Genomic DNA, 17,799 nt, shown 5'->3' with positions numbered 1-17,799 from the left:
TTAAAATAACTTAAATAGTAAAATCATACCATTAAACTAGACTTAGTTGTAGCTATGGATTAAAGTTCATGTATATTCACATACTAAAAGTTTTTACTATTCATACCACAAACTTATCGCTCACATCAAAACATGTTCCACGCCTAGTATATTGTTATAATTCTAGAGACTGATTCCTCACCCCTATAAAGAAAATATTTCAACTTCTTCTAAATTGAGATACTGAAGGTAGTCCTTCAGTATCTCATCAGTAATCTATAAACGGAAATATTTACTATTCGTTCGATGATTCGAGCTTCTATTTAAACTTTTATTAAATTAACAATATAAACATTAATAAATATGTAATGTTTATATCTTTTCGATAACATTATACTTACCTAATTTTTTATACACCTAGTTTAACCACTTCGAATCCTATTTCTTCCATTACCGCCGTAAATTCTTCTTCAAACTTTTGAATACCATTATAGCAAACATATACATTTAATTTTTCTTTCGCTCTAGAACATCCCACATAGAATAATTTATAAGCCAAAAGAACCCCTTCTAGACGATTTACAGATTTTATACACTCTTTAAAAGCTGTAACTGTTTTTTTTGCTTCAAATACTTCAAATACTTCAATAAAAAATTCTTTATATAGTATTTCGTTTTGCGTAAGGCTATTTTTTAAACTTATTATAATTTCTTCACATTGCTCATTATATTGTGTAAAACTCCCCTTATTTAATTCCGCAGGTTTTATACCTACTGAATCACTAAAAGACTGTTTATACCCCTTTATTATACTATCTAACGTCATTAATTCTTGATATCCAAATACCCCTTTAGATAACATTTCAAAAAACAAATAAAGTTTCACATTTGGATTACTGCCATCTGAAGCCTTAAAAGTAACATAGTCATATCCTTCTCCTTTCACCGCATGTTGCGTGGAAAAATTAGGATTTCTTATTTCTCTGTAACAATTTGAAAATTCTATGAAATAAACCGAATTAATCTTTTCCTTAAAATCAATATTTTCATCCATCCCTTCAATAATTCTATCAATAAACTCAGTTTCAACAATTTTATTTCCCCGTAAAAATTGTAGCAATTCTCTTATTGTTATTTCTTCTCTAATTTTGTTACTCAAATCCTCTAAATATTTCCGGATTATTAACTTGTCAGAATGTTTCTTTATTTTCCAAATTTCCTTGTTTGCAAATTTAAAAGTTGTAACTTTCTGGATTAGCTTGCTATATTGTCGAGTTTCATAGAGATTGCTTATTTCCGTAATAAAAAGTAACAGTACCATTAAATCATCTGGATTTTCCAACGTCATATCTGATAAAATTTCTTTTGCATTATACTTATCAAATAATTTATATCTGCAATTATAAGCACTATATAAATTATACGCATCAATTTCTTTAAATAAATCACTATTATATAGTACCAGTTGTAGATTATCTGCTTCTACTGAAACCCCCTTTACATCATCTACTATATGTACCTTTGGTTTTTGTCCCTCACCCCTTCTGGCATCTTGCTTATATAAGGAATCAAAATATAAATTATTTAAAACATTAACAATAGGCTTTCGTGATCGCCAATTATTTTTTAAGGATTCGTTTTTAATAAACTCGCTATCTATTATATGTTTAAATCCTTCAACCCTTCCTTGATAAATTTGCTGCATCTCATCTCCTAAAAGAACTAATTTGGTTTTACTTCCTAAAGTAGCTCTATAAAATAATTCTAAAATTTCTGCCTGAGTATCTTGATATTCATCCACAAAAACATATGAATATCTTTGAGTAATTATTTTTTTTAACTTAGGGAATTTTTCCAAAGCTTCTTTTGAAAATATTAATAAATCATCATGTGATAGTTTCCCATACATAAAGGAAGAGAATGGGGTTTCTCCATAATCAATAGAAGAGATATTTTCCATTATAGTATCCTTAGTAACTATGCAATCGCTATCCAGATCATTTAGATTTTTGTATCTTTCTATTCTTTCTAATCCTTTTTCATCTTTTCTATTTAATATAGCTTCTATCTTTTCGTGATAAAATTCTCCAAAATAATCTATTATCGATTTATTCAAAAAAAATGGTCTCATGAAATTTCCAATAAATGAATGAATTGTACCAATTTCTACACGTTCATCATCAATTTTCTTAGCTAATTCTTCTGCTGCTCTATTAGTATAAGTTATACATAAAATTTTTTTGATTGGCTTCTGTATAAGACTTTTAATAGTTTTGGAAACCGCAGTGGTTTTTCCACTCCCAGCTGGGGCGTTAACCAAAGTGAACTGGTCTTTGATTTCTAATCCTTTAGCCAATTTAAACCCTCCTCTATATAATTAGGAATAGCTTTGCTAATTTGTCCATTTTCAATTAAAGCGTACATAAAATCTGTTTTATTTTTCAATTTATCAATTCGATCCCTTAATGTGGTTTGATTTTTATTTGTATTGGATAGTAATAAATTTCTTTCACTAATTACTGATGCAAAATCATCTTTATCTATTTTTGAAAATACATTTTCAAAATTTAGTAATTTACATAACAATGCATCTTCTAGAGTACGCGCATAACCATCCTTATCTGTTTGGAATTTCACACAAATATCTTTATTCTCTAAAAACGTCCCTTTCTCAACAAGCGCTTTTTTATAAATTGTATCAATAATTGATTCTTCTACAATTTTTTCTATTGTCAAATTTGTTGTTTTTCTTTCCTTTATCTCTTTAATAATTTCTACAGCTTCTTTGTTAATATCTTCTTTTTCATAAACATAATCTATATCCGTAAATATCAAAGATTTAATTTGCAGATACTCAATTAACTCTAAATATTTATAAGCGTAAGCCCCACCTACTTGAATATACGATATGTATTGAGATGAAAGAGCTTCGTATTGACTTATATTTGAAATAAGATATTTTAATAAAAGTCTTTCTGCATCTCCTTCAAATAAAATTACTTTATCTGCAAATACTATCTCAATCATATTAAATTGAAAAAATTTTTGATAAAAGCTTTTATTTTCATCGCTTAAACTTATCATAAATTTATGTAAATCATATACCTTCGATTCTGTATGGCCAATTGGTCTTAAAACACGTATATTTTCCAAACTAATTGTTTTCGTCATCTCACTAGAATGAGTTGTTATCAACATTTGAAAAGGCATATTCTGTTCTTTTGTAGTCTCCTCTGCCTCTGTTGCAGCTACTTCTTCTACCCCTTTTGCTACTACTTCCTCTACACTTTTTGCTACTACTTCCTCTATACTTTTTGCTACTACTTCCTCTACACTTTTTGCTACTACTTCCTCTACACTTTTTGCTACTACTTCCTCTAATTCCCCTACTTTATTAATATTATTTATATATCTAATAAATATATTTTCCATTTGTGGATGAAGGTGGGCTTCTGGTTCTTCAAAGACAAGTAAATTTACTTTTCTTTGATCAATTTTTTCACTAAATATTTGCCCTTCTAATAACAAATAGATTAAATTACTATACCCAAGTCCTTGTTTTTGTTCTTTAATTCTGGTCCCCTCATCTTGCTCAAAATAAATCTGGATAAAATCTATTAATACTTTTTCTATATCCTTGTTTTCTAACTTGAAATCAATACCTAAATTTCCTGTATTCCCACCATTTGTTTTAGAAAAACTCTCCAAAGTGGATTTTATGTGACGAATTGTAATCTCATCGATTTGACTCGATAAATTTTGGTTATTTAATAATTGGTTAATATTTAAAATTAATCCCTTTAAATTTTCTTGCCACATTTCATTATTTTTAACTGTTTTAAGTAAGTGTTTACTCAAAAAATTTTGTTTTTCATCTGAGGTATCTGATAGTTTCCTTATAGCATACACACAGTGATAATTAAATAAATTGTAAAAATCCATCTTATTAGCAATTTGAACTTTATTCTCAAATTCTTCATCACAATAATAAACTTTTGACTGTAAGGAAGAATATAATTCTTTAAATTCCTTCGTTCCTTTAAGCATTTCCTCAATATCTTGTTCTTTTGCTGGAAGATACTCATATTCTATCAAAAAATAATAATTTTTTTTTGTCTCATCAACATCAGCTAAATAATTTGAAAAATACTCAAGATTATCATTATCATCGTCATATTTAATAGCTATACCAATCATTATTTTGTTAAGTATTTTATGTATAGATGCTAACTTTCCTATTCTAGTTTCTTCATCTATATCCTCATTATAAATAATTGCATTTAACGTTTCTTCATCTTCTTGACGTGCCTTGTTATTTAAATCTTCAATATTAATTAAATCTCTTTTTTCTTTCAAAAAAATAGTAGATAATAACTCTACTAAAGACGTTTTTCCTGCATTATTTGCACCTGCAATTGCAGTTACTTCATTGCTCATAGAAAGTGTCTCACACCGAAATTTCCTATAATTTTCAACTATTATTTTATCAATTGCAATCACTCTAATTCCTCCAGTTGTTTTAATCTAATTTTTATGAAAAACTTTACAGCCCCTACATTTATGAGAACTACTTGTTTATAAACATAAAATGTAACTCAACTATACATTGCTTAACTATACTTCCAAGATTAACTTTAATATATTTCTTTACTTTTTTAAATATACATCATCCTTATTTTTACTAATTCAGTAGTATTTTTCTTTATTAGCTATAGTTACTATTAATCTGTTCTTTCTAATTCTATACACTATCTCTATGTATACATTCTTTGTTGCAACACTGTCATTGATGCCTCTTTCAAGTCTTGATGTATGCCATAAAAATAGTTATTTTTAAAGATCCTACTTCCAATTTGTAAACCACTGATTCTATAATGAAGTGATCAAGTACAAATAATTTTCAAGTTTTACCTAACACTATAAAGAATTAGGTAACAGCCTATCTCTATTCAAAATGAATCTCTAGTTTTTTTGAATTCCTCCTGAGGTAAGGTAGCTATTTTATAGCTGCCCTCTTGTATGAATTGTAAATATTTGCACAAACTATAAATGGAATACTTGAATCATTTTCATTGAAAATGTTCAGCACTTCCGCGCCTTAAAAGAACAGTCTACGCAACTGCTCTCTTTTTCATTTCCTTTTTTCCTAAATATAAAATGAAAAAGCATAGTTAACTCTGCAACGATCAATATCATTGAAACATTCTCAACGTTCCCTCTACAATTTCTCAAAATTTTTCATGGACAATTGCACATCTTCTTTTAGTATTTAATATCTTAATATTAAATACTAAAAGAAGGTGTTGAAAAATGACTTGGTTCATTATTTTAGGATTTATGCTTATTTTAAATATAAGCGGTTTTCATGCACATAGTATTCATATCATTTTCAAAATAGATTCAGATGCAAAAGCTGTGCCAGTCTGGTCTTTCGTTAATAGAATAAACTTCGAAAATTTTAAAGAATTAATAGAAAAATACAAAAGAAATAAACTTAAAAGCCATGCAATAGGAGAACTTGTTATCCCTTTAAGTTTATTCAATCAATTATTTAGCAAATAAACAGACCACCTCATACGGGCGGTCTGTTTTAAATCAAATGCAATTAACAAAATTGATACACCCAAACGTGCTCTTATAATGAAAAACTGACAATATGGGAAACGTTTATAAGTCATTATCTTTTTAGCTACTGATTTACATTTACTACATAGAAAAATTCACTTGCAGGTATTCCATTCCTAAAAGTTCCTGATATATTCTTTATTCCCTATATTAATTCCATACTTATCTCTCACACATGAACGTTATTACATATTATACCCAACATATTTATAGATTTTAATAAAATTAATTACAAAAACTTCCTAAATTGAATAGGAGGGCCACTTTATTCTGTCAACTCCACCTATATTGATAAATATGAAATATACGATGTTTATAGCTCTACAAAATAGCCATGGCAAGATTGAAATTATCACGATTAAACCTTATCAACTCTTCAATAAATACTCTTGAGTCCCTAACCATCTCATCATATTCTGATGCATATATCTGAATTAATACACTCTAGCAGGTCCAATCCCTTTAATTCAAATTTGCCAATTCACGAAATCTAGATTTTTTTCAATCTAAGAAAAAGAACAAATGGCTATATACTACTACCCATCCCCTACAGGCCAATCTATATGTTTTCTTCCATATTCCTTCTGAGAAGACCATTAAACCAAGAAGATACAAAATCTTTCTCTTCTCTTTTTTTATTTTGGATATGATTATTTATTACGTGATATAAAGTACTAAACAATTTATCATTTCCTGCATCTCCGTCAAAAAACGATTCATACTTACCTCCTCGATAAGCAAATAAACCTAAATCTAATATACATATAATATCCAGACCTGGGTGGAACGGTAGCTCGCCATCCTTCTCGATAAAATTTTTATTATCATTTAAATAATCAAGGATAGTTTGTTTTTGCTGTATATCAGTTGTATATGCAAAGAGGACACACAATGGAAACTGTTTTGGTTTTCTAGAAATTAAGTCCTCCTTACTATAAGGGAAGTATTCGGAATATCCCTTATATTCCGAATCGCCCCCCTCTAACTCTATATATTCTTCATTATCAAATCCTCCAAGAGAAATACTTTTAACTTTGTTTGCACTCTTTTGAGACGTCAATACGACATCTTTACTATTTCTATAAGTAAGTTTTGTTTCTATAACTACATTCAATGAATCAATATGTATTATTGAGTTCTCATACCCTTGAAAAATAGGAGGTATAGAATGGGGATCATAAATCATAATATCTAGTTGATTCAAATGATTATCAACATTATCCATCACAAATCCTGTTCCAACACTCACTCTTTGTGGAAGCATCTTACTTAGAAAACCCTTTAAAATCCCTTCTGCCTCTCGCCCTTTTTCACCATTATGTGAAAAATCTTTAATCAATTTTACTTCAGTACATATTTGCTCAACATGATTCTCTAAAGTCTTATATGCAAAGTTATACATTTTACTCATTGTACAAATATCCTCCTATTCATTGTATGGTTAATATCTCAAAAGACCTAATTTAAATACTATACCCTATTGTCTATATACTTCCTCCTTTCCATTTTTGTCACCACTCATTAATTTAGAAAGGTCCATATCCTGATTTCTATTTTATCTCCAGATAATGATTATTGACCCTATTTACATTCCCTTCATTATAAGGTATTCTTTAAAAAATTTAGCTTTTAAATCTATTCCACTTATACCGAACCAAAAACGTTTGCTACATCTCAATCATACATATTATATTTCCAACATTTTTCATACAGGTGAATTGTACTATAATAAGCGATAACTTAAGCTTCTATTCTTAAATACAAAAGTATTTCCAAGCCTATTGTGACATACGAAAAGAGCAGCAACAATTTAGCCCCTGCTCTCATCCTTCTAGTATAATAAAATCAAAATTTTATTATAACTTAAATTCTAATTTAATATTTTAAATATTAAGATAAAAAATTATGCTAGAATGTCTTGAAAATACCTAATGAATCCGAAGTTATATCTAGGTCGTTCGAGTCATAAAATACTCCACCCGTCTGAATCGTGCCATTTAACTGCATTAGGTATTTTATAAACATAGGCTTAATTGGTTTCCCTTGAATTTGATAGTCTCTTTTTAATATAAGCTGTTTAGGTTTCATCCTATTATAAAAATCGATGTATTTATACTTTGATTGATAACTTGCGTGATGATTTATTTTAATTGAAATATCATTGTTTAATAAATTACTTTGATTAACTAATTCCCTTTTTGACTCTATTAACTGTTTTTTGGATGCATCACCTGTAAAAAAGGTCGATCCTATTCTACAAATTAAACTCATTTCATTTTTTATTTTCTTTTTAATAATTGCATTTTCAATTTCCTTCCACATGGTTAAATAGTCTAATTTATTTATTTTGTATTTTTCTTTATTTAGTACTCCCCCCATCCTTAAGTCAGAGATAAGTTGATGTTCGTTAATGGAGTCAAGCCATTTTCTACTCCCTTTTGGATAGCATTTAACTCTTTCTATAAAATCATTAATTAGTCTAAAACTCATTATTACAGAAGATGTCGGGAATGATTGAAACTCCATCAGACCGTTACGAAAGTTCAATTGCCACGGTAACGGATTAGATTTAGTTCTCCTTCTGATAGCATAAACAGTAAAATTGTCAAAACCATTAAATTCCGGAACCTCAACTATATTATAATCTCTTCCAAAAAGAGAACTAATCCTACATCTTGAAGGAGTAAAATTAAAACGGAATTTCTCTAACACATAAACTAGAGGTGAAATGATAATAATTTTTGGTTCTAAATTTTCAATAACAAAATTAGCTAACTCAATATGGTCTTCATCACCATGAGTAATTACAAAGCAATCTAGATGTTTAAACAACCACCTGTATTTTAAAATTACTCTCTCGCCTTTTTTAGTTCTCCCGGCATCAACTAGATATTTATGTGTTTCTTGTACTAAAAATGATTCAGACCTCGATGCATAATTTGTTAAAATTCCCCATCCCATTTTCTTTTATTCAACTCCATTAGTAAAATAAAATTTAATAACAATTTATTTAGCACTTTCAAATCTTTCTTTCCTATGCCAATTCATATACCGTCGTTGTCTATGATTCATTCTAATTCTCATATTTTCATCGATATTCAAAAATATCTTTTTATCCTTATCCAAACTAGCTGAAATCATTATTGTTCCAATTTTATCAAAACTAATATCTACCTTGTCAAATAAAGCGTCATGATTTGAACACAAAAGCAATCCATTGTTGACATCTAGACCCTCTTGATTATTAGACTAACTCCAAGGTTTGATATAACTGGCTAATAGGAAATGTTCATCTGTTACGCCACTTAATCTACATTTCTATTCAACTGCTAAGAGAGCCTTTTTAAAAGTAGATTGACCAATTCTCGACTTAATAATTAAATTTTTTTCTTTCTTCTAAAAAATAGGTGAATCTATATCTTTTTCAATTTTTTTTATAAATTATTTTTTACCTTTGTCTTCAAGCTGAAATTTTTTTTCAAACTTCTTCAAGTAATTGTAATACTTCTTTTGAGCATTATCTACAATATAATTAAGTAACTTAGATTGGTATTCTTGCTCGTTTCCATGTAAATCGAATAATTCAATCTCAGTTGGATAATTTGTACTAATATATTCGTCAAATGCATATTTGTTTAATACCTACTTTACTATTGTAAATTTAACATAAACATGATTCCTTCTTTCCTCCAAGTAATAACATCTTTGCAACATGACTTAGCATTTTGCTAATAGTTAAATGCTCCTATCCTAAATCAACATCTTTTCATCGCTTTCCAGTCACAAAAACTAAATAATAGACAATAGATTATCTGATATCCTGCACAACTTTTAAAAACAGCTTTACTTCCTGCTCGTTCCACACAGTTAAATCTTACTTATCACATTTGGACAACTTCGTTTTAGTTACAAAATTTTTCCCATTCAATTTGATAATATAAGAAGTATAAAATTAATAATAATTTTAATACTTCCTATCTCTCAATCTTTTTATCTAATAAGAAATATTAACTACTACAAAATACCTTCAGATCAATACCAGTAGTTTCTTTAATATAGTTTTCAGTAACACCAAGTAAGTTTAAAATATCTTCACTAACATTACTCTTAGAAATACTTGGTTGGACTATAAAAATTTCAAAAATCATTGGCATCTTTTTTTTTGCTTTCTCTTTTAAAATCTCTAATTCTTCTTCGGAGCCCTTCTCTATTCGACTACATGAGGATTTATTATGATTTTTCACTTTCCTTCTTAGAAGGTGATTAAAAAATTCTTTCCCATCTTTATACTTCCAATGTGTAGATTTTTGAGCTTGCCCACATACTTCATATAAATTACCTATATCATTTGAAACCTTTCCCTTTTTAGCATACTTTAAATGATACATTTGAATTTTTATGCTTTGATTCTCTTCCTTTATGGTAACAATATCAGCTATTTCGCCATTACCATCATCATCATAAATAATATGGTAGTCTTCTAATTTAAGCTTATTAATAAAATGATACTGTATCGAATCAGTACGTCTTGGCTTAACTTGTTGTGATTCTTTTGCAATATTTGTAAACGACCAATCATGTGGAATCAATAACTCTCTATCGTATAAATTTATAGTATGCTTTAATTCAACATATTCACATCCTGTTAAGGATGAACCATCCGCAAACCAAATAGTTGGTGTATATGTTTCTAAAAATTGAATCAATGAATATTTCCTAGTTCCATACTGTACTATAATTTCTTCTTGTGCTAATAGTTCAAATCTATAATCAGGGTATGATGAATCAGATTCTGATTTTTCAAAAACTTTATATCTAATTGGAATCTCAAAGATGTCTGACTTTAAAGCTAGTATTATCTCAGATCCTAATATATACTCTTTAATTATAAGATTTACTTCCCCTAAATTAAATGACGAAGATTTCCCATATTTAAATTCACATTTAGTTTCTGCTTTACTATAAATTTCATCATCCCAGTCAACGCTTATAGGGGTAATTTGAGGCATTTTTGTAATCATTGTAGGAACTAAGCATTCCTTTAAAACTTCATTCGCATCAATATTTGGATTTATTAATTTCTCTCCGATATTAGTACACCAATCTTTTAAGTGTTTTATATTTCCTTGCATCTTTGTCCAGATTCTGCCCTTGTATGAACAACCAATATTTACTGGATTTCCACCTTCATATCCAGCACCTACAATATAAGCTTTCTGACTACGCTGTTTTTCAGTTAATGATAATGCTTCACCAATATCACTGCCCACACTCATTCGATATCGTATATCTTTTCCAAGAAATAATTTCAAACCTACATTTTGTAACTTAATACGTTTAATATTATATAAAGCTTTAAAAACATCCATTTTATTAATTAAAATAGGCTCTGATACTACAATTTCCGCCAATTCCTTATATAAACCCTCATTATCAGAACCATTAATAAAGAGCAACTTATGTTCAGGGTTCCAAATGAAAATCAATAAACTCCATGTTAAGTTGTACGCATTTTTATCACTAAGCCAATCCAGTTTATTTCTTTTCGCATAAACGATCACAGCAACATTTTCGCTTTCATTTAAATCAAAGAAGGCATACTCAAAATTAATTTCTTCTAAAAACTGACTTTCTAATAATTTAGGAGACCATTTTCCTACCTTACTTTTATATACTACTGTACTTAATTTCGGTTTAATATTTTGAAAAGAAAAGATAGATGAGTTTAAATTACTAAAACCTTCTAGAAATTCTTTATAATTAACTTCATTTTCTATGCTAGTACTACTATAGTTAGATAATAATTCATTCCAATCCGCATCGCTACTATACAAATTTTCTAGCGCACCCGATACATTTAGATCGGCGATATTGGCTATGAAAGCCGCACTACCCAATTTTAAATCATGTTTAGTTCTTGTAAATCGCCCTGTAAATTGTAATGTAATGGGTAAGCTTTTTTTTATGTCATGAAGTGCAGCTACTTTTAATTCAGGTAAATCAAATCCTTCTCCCAACATATCTACACAAACAATGATTTTATGTTTCTTTTGTTTAATATCCTCAAGGATTATTTTCTCATTCTTAATTTTTGAATATATAATTATTGGATTTAAATGTTTATATTTTGCATATATTTCAAACACCTTGTCAGCCCTTCTTTTGTTTTCACATCGAGCCATAAGAATATGTGGTAATCCATTATTGATATCAGTTTCTAATCTTTTAACTGCTTCTTCCGCAATTAATAAATCAGCTTTTTCACGATCATATTCTTTTACAGAGATAAAATCAATTTTAGTAAAATAACCATCTTTTTGTGCTTCACTTAAAGGGAAATTAAAAACAATTTTACCATCTAGGTTTTTCCCATCATTTCTAAATGGAGTGGCTGTAAACTGAATTACTTTACTATTATCAAAGACTTTTCGAAATGAATCCCATGTCTTTGCTTTAACGTGATGAGCTTCATCAATAAACACATTAGTGCATTTATTTGAAAATAAGTCTTTCATTTTTTCATTTATTGATGTTAATAACTGCATTGTGGTAATAATAACGTTACAATTATCAAGAAATAATTCTAATTCTTTTTCATTTCCGAATTTTTCATAGATAACACCCACTTTAGGGAATTTTGCATCATTTCCTAAAATTCCAAATTCTTTTAAAATACCTAAATTAATAAACTTACTAGAGATTTGAGATCTAAGTGCGTCACTGGGTACAGTTACCAATACACATTTACAACGTGCTGCAATCATAGTGGACATCATCGTTTCTGTCTTCCCTGTTCCCGTTGGCATTACAACTGTTGCAATATCCGTAGAGACTTTCATATGACTAAGGATAGAATATAATGCCGCAATTTGCGGTCTCCTTAATCCTTTAATTTCTTCTTCATAAACTTCTTCTTTAAAATCGAATTGTCCATTCCAACTTTTCACAATTTCTTCAATAGACTCCACTTTTTGATCATTTGGATGTTTCAACCAACGTATTACTTCAACTTTTCCGTCTAATTCTTTAGATATATTTATACTATTAATAAGCAAAATATAAGGTACAGTTTTATCTATATATTTTTTATCCGTAGTAAAACAATACAAGTTACCTTCACTTTTTAATAAAAAATATTTTTCATTAGTATCGTGTAGTTTCCCCTCAATTGCTTTAGCATTAACAATTAATTGTTTAATAATATTTTTGTTTCGTGGTTTCTTATAAATAGTCTTCTCATAAGCTGGTAAATTTATTTTTAACATAATTCACTACTCCAATTTTTATTTAGTAAACTACTTCAAAATTCATTAGATTAACTGTCCATCTTTTCTTAGAAAAATTAACATGTGTATAAAATTAATATTACATTATTCATGCTAGTCACAGATAATTAAGTCCAACTTTTTATATTAATTTAACAAGTATTAGGGCTAGCTTCACACTAATAATAATTTCACTTTATTAGTTAGAAACTGACACTAATTCATTTTATAGTTAATGAACTGCAAAACAATAAAATTTCACTATACTTGATGTAGTTTCTTTTCTACAGGATACAAAATCTCAACTTCACAGATATATTTGTGCATTATGTAAAAATGATGTAATACGAGTATGGTTTTCTATATTTATGTTAATATCCATTCTAGAATAATTTTTGCTTTTCTTCTGCCTATTTAACTCAGGAGAAAAATAATATATTAACCCTGACTCAATATTATCCAAAACTTTAGAACTGGTTTCATACGGATAAATCCATTCTAAAGGTAAGTATTCTTTATTTTCTGTAAGAAACATAATGCTACCAACATATACATTCTTTTTTAAACCCTGATACTGTGGTGAATGTAGCTTTAATGCAACTGAATGACCACCATTAAATCTAGATTTAGCATTTATAGATGTTTTTCCTACATAAACAACCCTTTCATCTTCACCTGTCCCAACTGTAACAATATAAATTGGGTATGCTGGAGCTGGAGGTTTCCCTAACCTATACTCTATTTCATAAGCAATTTCTCTATCAATATCGATAAAATACTCACCCGTTATATAAGGTTCTTCGAATCCCTCTACAACTTCATAAGCTTCCTCTAAATATTCGTAATTTTTCCTCCAAGCCTCTTTAAAAATCTCGTTATCTATATTTTTAATTTCATGTAGAGGAACACAAATATCTAATGCTAAAAAGTAACCTAATTCAGTATCTGGTTGAGCTTCTTTTAAAAATTTATAATGTGGTAATTCTCTTCTTTTATTTACCCAGTAAGAAATTGGTGAATATTTATCAATCCTATTTTTCCAATCCTTTAGAACATTTTCCATAAAAAGGCCCCCTTATTATAAGTAAAAATTAATAGTTTTTGTATTTCAAGTGACATGACTTTACTTCATAACCTATTTCTGTAGGCACAATTACACAATAATAAATTAAAGTAGTTAGATTTACAATAATAAGTCCCATCGAAATACAGTACTTTTTCACGTAAAAATTAAAGTAACCTTTCTCCCTCTTTATATCCAAATGTTTTTTATGTTTTATTTTAAAATACCCAACAATAATATATAATATTAATATACAACTATATTGTTTTTAAAAATGGGAGTAACAAATATGATTAATAGATTAACATTAGGCGAAACCGCATATTTTTATCATTTAAATTCTTCACTTTCCAATAAATTTATAGAACAACTTTTTATTAAAATTTCTAAGCATAAATCTGGTGCTTACATAGCTAGAGAAGTAAAGAAAACATCTTCAACTCATACTGATCTCACATATTCGCTATGTATATTCAAATTCAAGGCGAAGCCAAATTTTTTAGATGCACATGGTCCTGAAGAAGAAATTAAATACGCTTTCTTATTGATAGTCGAATACTCAAATATGCTTATTATAAATAAAAAAAATATTAGTGCCCTTAATTCTTTCTTAAAGGACTATATTACTGATGTGGAATATACTACTATTTCTCGTCTATTTTTAAGTGATACATCGAGTTTTGAAAAACTTTCTATGCTAAATATGGATATTAGTAATAACTCTGTGAGAAAACGTAATATTGAAGCAAATGATTTGAAAAGTTCATTTTCACCTATATATTCGAGTAAGTATATTATTAATAACTTAAGAGTTAAAGAAAATGAAAACAGGATCTCTTTAGCTCTTAATACCTCCAAAATTAATAAACTAGGAAAAAAAGTTTCCATTGAAGACTACTTTAGTTGGGGGATTGATGTGGTTAATAGAATTGAATCCTTCGAATTAAACGAATCTTATTTAGATAATTTCTCAATACCAATAAGTAACCAAGAACAGTTAAAAGAATTACACCCCGCCTCTATACTCTTTCTTTTTAATGATTTACTAGAAGAATTAGCTGGGGAGGAATTTATAGAAGTAATATATAATTCGCCAGAAACAAATAAGGAAAGAAAGCTCAACTTTCAAAAATATCTAAGTGAATTTGATACGTATTTTGAAATTGATTTTAACATTCAAAATACGAATACGTACTCAATTTTGAATTCTGTTGATAAAAAATTACAGATCAAAAAAAATAAGGAGATGGATGTAATGAATGAAAAATTATCAACAAACTTTCAGGAATTAACTGAAAAAGAATTACAAACAAATGGTGGTGCAATTAGAATTTTATCTAGAGTTTATGAAGCTGCCAACCATTGTTTACGCGATAACTATTGTCGTGGAAGATTAGGTAACGATATGGCAAATGCCGGAAGAATTGAAGCTGGCCATTATGGTGGAAGACCATAAACTAAATAAATAAAATTCAACAAAATCCAATAACTAGTTATTGGATTTTGTTGAATTTCATAACTAAGGAGATATAATATAAATGTTCAGGAATATACATAATTTTCTTTCTAATTTAAATAAAATTCCATTTATTTTACTCATGACCATAATTAGTTTTTTAATTACTATTCCACTTAATTTATTTTTACCACCTTCACAAGCGAATCCATCAATAAATGAGTCAATTATTGAACACATTTTATTAGTGTTAATTATTGCTCCATTTCTTGAAACTTTACTATTTCAAAAAGTACTTTTTTTCATTTTACAACTAAGCTCATATATATCAGAACGTAATATACTTACTATTCTTATAGCGTCAATCATATTCGGATTAACTCATCAATTTGATATTACATATATAGCTGCAGCAACACTTATGGGGATCGTATTTAATTATTCATATTCTATATATCAAGAAAAAAATTATAACGACCCAAAAAGTATGTCTGCTTTCTGGATTGTTTTTTGGATACATGAACTACATAATACAATAGCATTCTTAATAATAGAATTTGGTCAAAAGTTATAAAACTACATAATTAATACCAACATAAAGGCACTTTTAAAACATTAAAAAGTGCTTTTTATGATTCTGATGCAAAAATGATAGTTAGAAACATAAAGTAGCAATTATTTTTTTGCACCAAAACCATTGTACGTAATAAAACGTGAAAAGCAGCAAAAAACTACATGAAATTTAAATTGATTGGCCTTTTGCTGTACTTCATGTATGCAAAATTGCATAGCATTTCGTATTGATAATAATTATCGTTGTAACTATAATGGTTTCAGTAGGTGATATTTTCACTTCCTTTTCAAATCTCACAATATATTAAAGGAGGAACTAGCATTATGAAAAAAGTTATTTTAGCAGGGGCACTAGGAATTGCAGTACTATCAGGTATGAACTTACCAGGAGCAGAGGCACCAAAAGCGAGTGCAGCAACTACAAATTTAGAAATTCAAGAAGTTACAAAATATTACTCTATGAGTTCTTACGAAGTGTCTCAAAAGGAAACATTTAATCTCAATAAAGGAGAAGAACTTACAGTCTTTGTACAAAATTCTGGGTTCCCAATTTCTTATACGGTCTTTGATGCAGATAATCAAATAATTGGCACCTACAATGCTAATTCACCATATGGTCGCGTATTCAAAGCACAAAAAGATGGTAATATTTCTGTACAATTTCAAGCAGGTGCAAATTCTTCGTACATGAAGAAGATGAATTTCACAGCTAAATTTGCAGTTTCTAAGCTTAACTAACAATCAAAATTTCATTATCCTCTTTCAAAAAATTAAAAAGGTATATCCCTTCAACGGGATATACCTTTAACTTTAGTGAATTTTATATTGACCAGATAATTGCTCTTGCGCCATACGCACTAAACGTTTGGTAATTTCTCCACCTACTGAACCATTCGCTCGTGCTGTTGAATCCGGTCCAAGTGTAACACCAAACTCCTGAGCAATTTCATACTTCATTTGTTCAATTGCACTTGCTGCAGCTCCTACCAAAATCTCGTTTGAATTAGTATTTTCGCGAATTTGCATTCCTTACACTCCTCCACTGATTTTAGTAATATTATGTTTCATTTACGGAAAAATATGTAAATAATCTCCAAAACAAAAAAAGACACCTTAAGATGCCCTTTTTCAATATGTTCATGTAACGCTTAATTTATTTTTAATTGTTAAAGCAAGTAAAGGGTCCACTGAAGTACTTTTCTCCTCATGATATAAAGTTACTACAATGTTCTCCAAGGTAATCATATTTCAAAGATTTGTGCTTTTATAAGTCTAGAATTCCCATAACTTCTTTCGTAAATAGCTTAAAGTCTTTTAGATGTTTTTCAATAATTTGACGAACAATATCTAAGTTTACACTTTGATAATCATGAACAGCAATATTTCGAAACCCAACCATTGCTTTTAACTTACTTGCCAGTTCTGTACTAAGTAGATCTGCATCAACCAACAAATCAAATGCCTCTCTACTAGATTGAGGTAGTCCCAACTTCTTCCCTGCAACAATATGCATTGCTAAATCAATACTTGCTTTGCATGCTCTTTGAATATTTAATATTATAGAATCTTGCTTTGTATAATCCTCTAAATTATCAAGGTTATTTCCATATACCTCTTGAATTCTTTTTATACAACGCTCTATTGTAGAAATTTTATTCAAAATTACTTCATTCTTCATATATAGAACCTCTTTTCTTTATATCCTCAAATACGATTTTGCGTTCCTCATTCAATTTTGAATACATTTGTGAACTACCCGCCACTTAACGTCCTAACGGACTGTTTGAAGTGGGGGCTTCTCGGTTAATCATTACTTTTGATAGCTAACGAATTCGTCC

General features: G+C 28.7%; 12 protein-coding genes and 2 pseudogenes. 4 read left to right on the top strand and 10 right to left on the bottom strand.

The window, feature by feature from the left end:
- Positions 1-388: 388 nt before the first annotated feature.
- Together MKY90_RS27985 and MKY90_RS27980 are read right to left on the bottom strand one after the other, a co-directional pair.
- The gene (locus tag MKY90_RS27985; protein WP_341093390.1) at positions 389-2,335 is read right to left on the bottom strand and encodes an ATP-dependent helicase; all 1,947 of its coding nucleotides are present in this window, start codon (positions 2,333-2,335) and stop codon (positions 389-391) included.
- A complete protein-coding gene (locus tag MKY90_RS27980) occupies positions 2,320-4,479 on the bottom strand; it encodes an AAA family ATPase (protein WP_341093388.1) in 2,160 nt (719 codons plus the stop codon). The genes MKY90_RS27985 and MKY90_RS27980 overlap by 16 nt, the downstream gene beginning before the upstream one ends.
- A gap of 810 nt (positions 4,480-5,289) precedes the next feature.
- Here MKY90_RS27980 and MKY90_RS27975 point away from each other — a divergent pair.
- Positions 5,290-5,541, top strand: a complete 252-nt coding sequence (locus tag MKY90_RS27975) for a hypothetical protein (protein ID WP_341093386.1) — start codon at positions 5,290-5,292, stop codon at positions 5,539-5,541.
- A 622-nt stretch (positions 5,542-6,163) separates the two neighbouring features.
- Here MKY90_RS27975 and MKY90_RS27970 read toward each other — a convergent pair.
- From MKY90_RS27970 to MKY90_RS27950, 5 genes and pseudogenes are all read right to left on the bottom strand, one after another.
- On the bottom strand, positions 6,164-7,015 hold the full coding sequence (locus tag MKY90_RS27970; protein WP_341093384.1) for a DUF6602 domain-containing protein: 852 nt from the start codon (positions 7,013-7,015) through the stop codon (positions 6,164-6,166).
- A gap of 497 nt (positions 7,016-7,512) precedes the next feature.
- Positions 7,513-8,565, bottom strand: coding sequence for a hypothetical protein (locus MKY90_RS27965; protein ID WP_341093382.1), 1,053 nt, complete (start codon positions 8,563-8,565; stop codon positions 7,513-7,515).
- Between the two features lie 45 nt (positions 8,566-8,610).
- Positions 8,611-8,832 (bottom strand): annotated as a pseudogene (locus tag MKY90_RS27960) (HNH endonuclease); the annotation flags it as partial.
- Positions 8,833-9,611: 779 nt separating this feature from the next.
- A complete protein-coding gene (locus MKY90_RS27955) occupies positions 9,612-12,869 on the bottom strand; it encodes a DEAD/DEAH box helicase (RefSeq protein WP_341093380.1) in 3,258 nt (1,085 codons plus the stop codon).
- Positions 12,870-13,176: 307 nt separating this feature from the next.
- Positions 13,177-13,932 carry a hypothetical protein gene (locus MKY90_RS27950; protein ID WP_242243358.1) on the bottom strand — a complete coding sequence of 252 codons (756 nt, stop codon included), beginning with the start codon at positions 13,930-13,932 and terminating at the stop codon, positions 13,177-13,179.
- A 289-nt stretch (positions 13,933-14,221) separates the two neighbouring features.
- Between MKY90_RS27950 and MKY90_RS27945 the strand changes: the two genes are divergently transcribed.
- From MKY90_RS27945 to MKY90_RS27935, 3 genes are all read left to right on the top strand, one after another.
- Positions 14,222-15,388, top strand: coding sequence for a hypothetical protein (locus MKY90_RS27945; RefSeq protein ID WP_341093378.1), 1,167 nt, complete (start codon positions 14,222-14,224; stop codon positions 15,386-15,388).
- An 82-nt stretch (positions 15,389-15,470) separates the two neighbouring features.
- Positions 15,471-15,962 (top strand): CPBP family intramembrane glutamic endopeptidase, encoded by a 492-nt coding sequence (locus tag MKY90_RS27940; protein WP_002069055.1) that lies wholly within the window; start codon positions 15,471-15,473, stop codon positions 15,960-15,962.
- Positions 15,963-16,285: 323 nt separating this feature from the next.
- Positions 16,286-16,699: a hypothetical protein gene (locus tag MKY90_RS27935; protein ID WP_070147096.1), complete on the top strand. Its 414-nt coding sequence runs from the start codon at positions 16,286-16,288 to the stop codon at positions 16,697-16,699.
- 72 nt (positions 16,700-16,771) lie between these two features.
- On the opposite strand, the gene MKY90_RS27930 is transcribed toward MKY90_RS27935, so the two are convergent.
- From MKY90_RS27930 to MKY90_RS27920, 3 genes and pseudogenes are all read right to left on the bottom strand, one after another.
- A complete protein-coding gene (locus tag MKY90_RS27930; protein ID WP_341093374.1) occupies positions 16,772-16,987 on the bottom strand; it encodes an alpha/beta-type small acid-soluble spore protein in 216 nt (71 codons plus the stop codon).
- Positions 16,988-17,225: 238 nt separating this feature from the next.
- Entirely contained in the window at positions 17,226-17,639 is a 414-nt protein-coding gene (gene hepT / locus MKY90_RS27925; RefSeq protein ID WP_341093372.1) for a type VII toxin-antitoxin system HepT family RNase toxin, read from the bottom strand.
- Positions 17,629-17,709: pseudogene (locus MKY90_RS27920) on the bottom strand (type VII toxin-antitoxin system MntA family adenylyltransferase antitoxin); the annotation flags it as partial. The pseudogene MKY90_RS27920 and the gene hepT, both read right to left, overlap by 11 nt.
- Positions 17,710-17,799 lie beyond the last annotated feature (90 nt).

This window comes from Bacillus sp. FSL P2-0099 (genome assembly GCF_038007445.1).
Lineage (GTDB): Bacteria > Bacillota > Bacilli > Bacillales > Bacillaceae_G > Bacillus_A > Bacillus_A mycoides.
Note: the sequence above shows the minus strand (reverse complement) of the source record. Positions and strands in the feature narration are given on the sequence as shown.

Bases quoted from the DNA above. Each gene is read 5' to 3' on its own strand.
- hepT (WP_341093372.1), bottom strand. From the start codon at position 17,639: ATGAAGAATGAAGTAATTTTGAATAAAATTTCTACAATAGAGCGTTGT.
- MKY90_RS27955 (WP_341093380.1), bottom strand. From the start codon at position 12,869: ATGTTAAAAATAAATTTACCAGCTTATGAGAAGACTATTTATAAGAAA.
- MKY90_RS27930 (WP_341093374.1), bottom strand. From the start codon at position 16,987: ATGCAAATTCGCGAAAATACTAATTCAAACGAGATTTTGGTAGGAGCT.
- MKY90_RS27940 (WP_002069055.1), top strand. From the start codon at position 15,471: ATGTTCAGGAATATACATAATTTTCTTTCTAATTTAAATAAAATTCCA.
- MKY90_RS27970 (WP_341093384.1), bottom strand. From the start codon at position 7,015: ATGAGTAAAATGTATAACTTTGCATATAAGACTTTAGAGAATCATGTT.
- MKY90_RS27950 (WP_242243358.1), bottom strand. From the start codon at position 13,932: ATGGAAAATGTTCTAAAGGATTGGAAAAATAGGATTGATAAATATTCA.
- MKY90_RS27975 (WP_341093386.1), top strand. From the start codon at position 5,290: ATGACTTGGTTCATTATTTTAGGATTTATGCTTATTTTAAATATAAGC.
- MKY90_RS27945 (WP_341093378.1), top strand. From the start codon at position 14,222: ATGATTAATAGATTAACATTAGGCGAAACCGCATATTTTTATCATTTA.
- MKY90_RS27965 (WP_341093382.1), bottom strand. From the start codon at position 8,565: ATGGGATGGGGAATTTTAACAAATTATGCATCGAGGTCTGAATCATTT.
- MKY90_RS27935 (WP_070147096.1), top strand. From the start codon at position 16,286: ATGAAAAAAGTTATTTTAGCAGGGGCACTAGGAATTGCAGTACTATCA.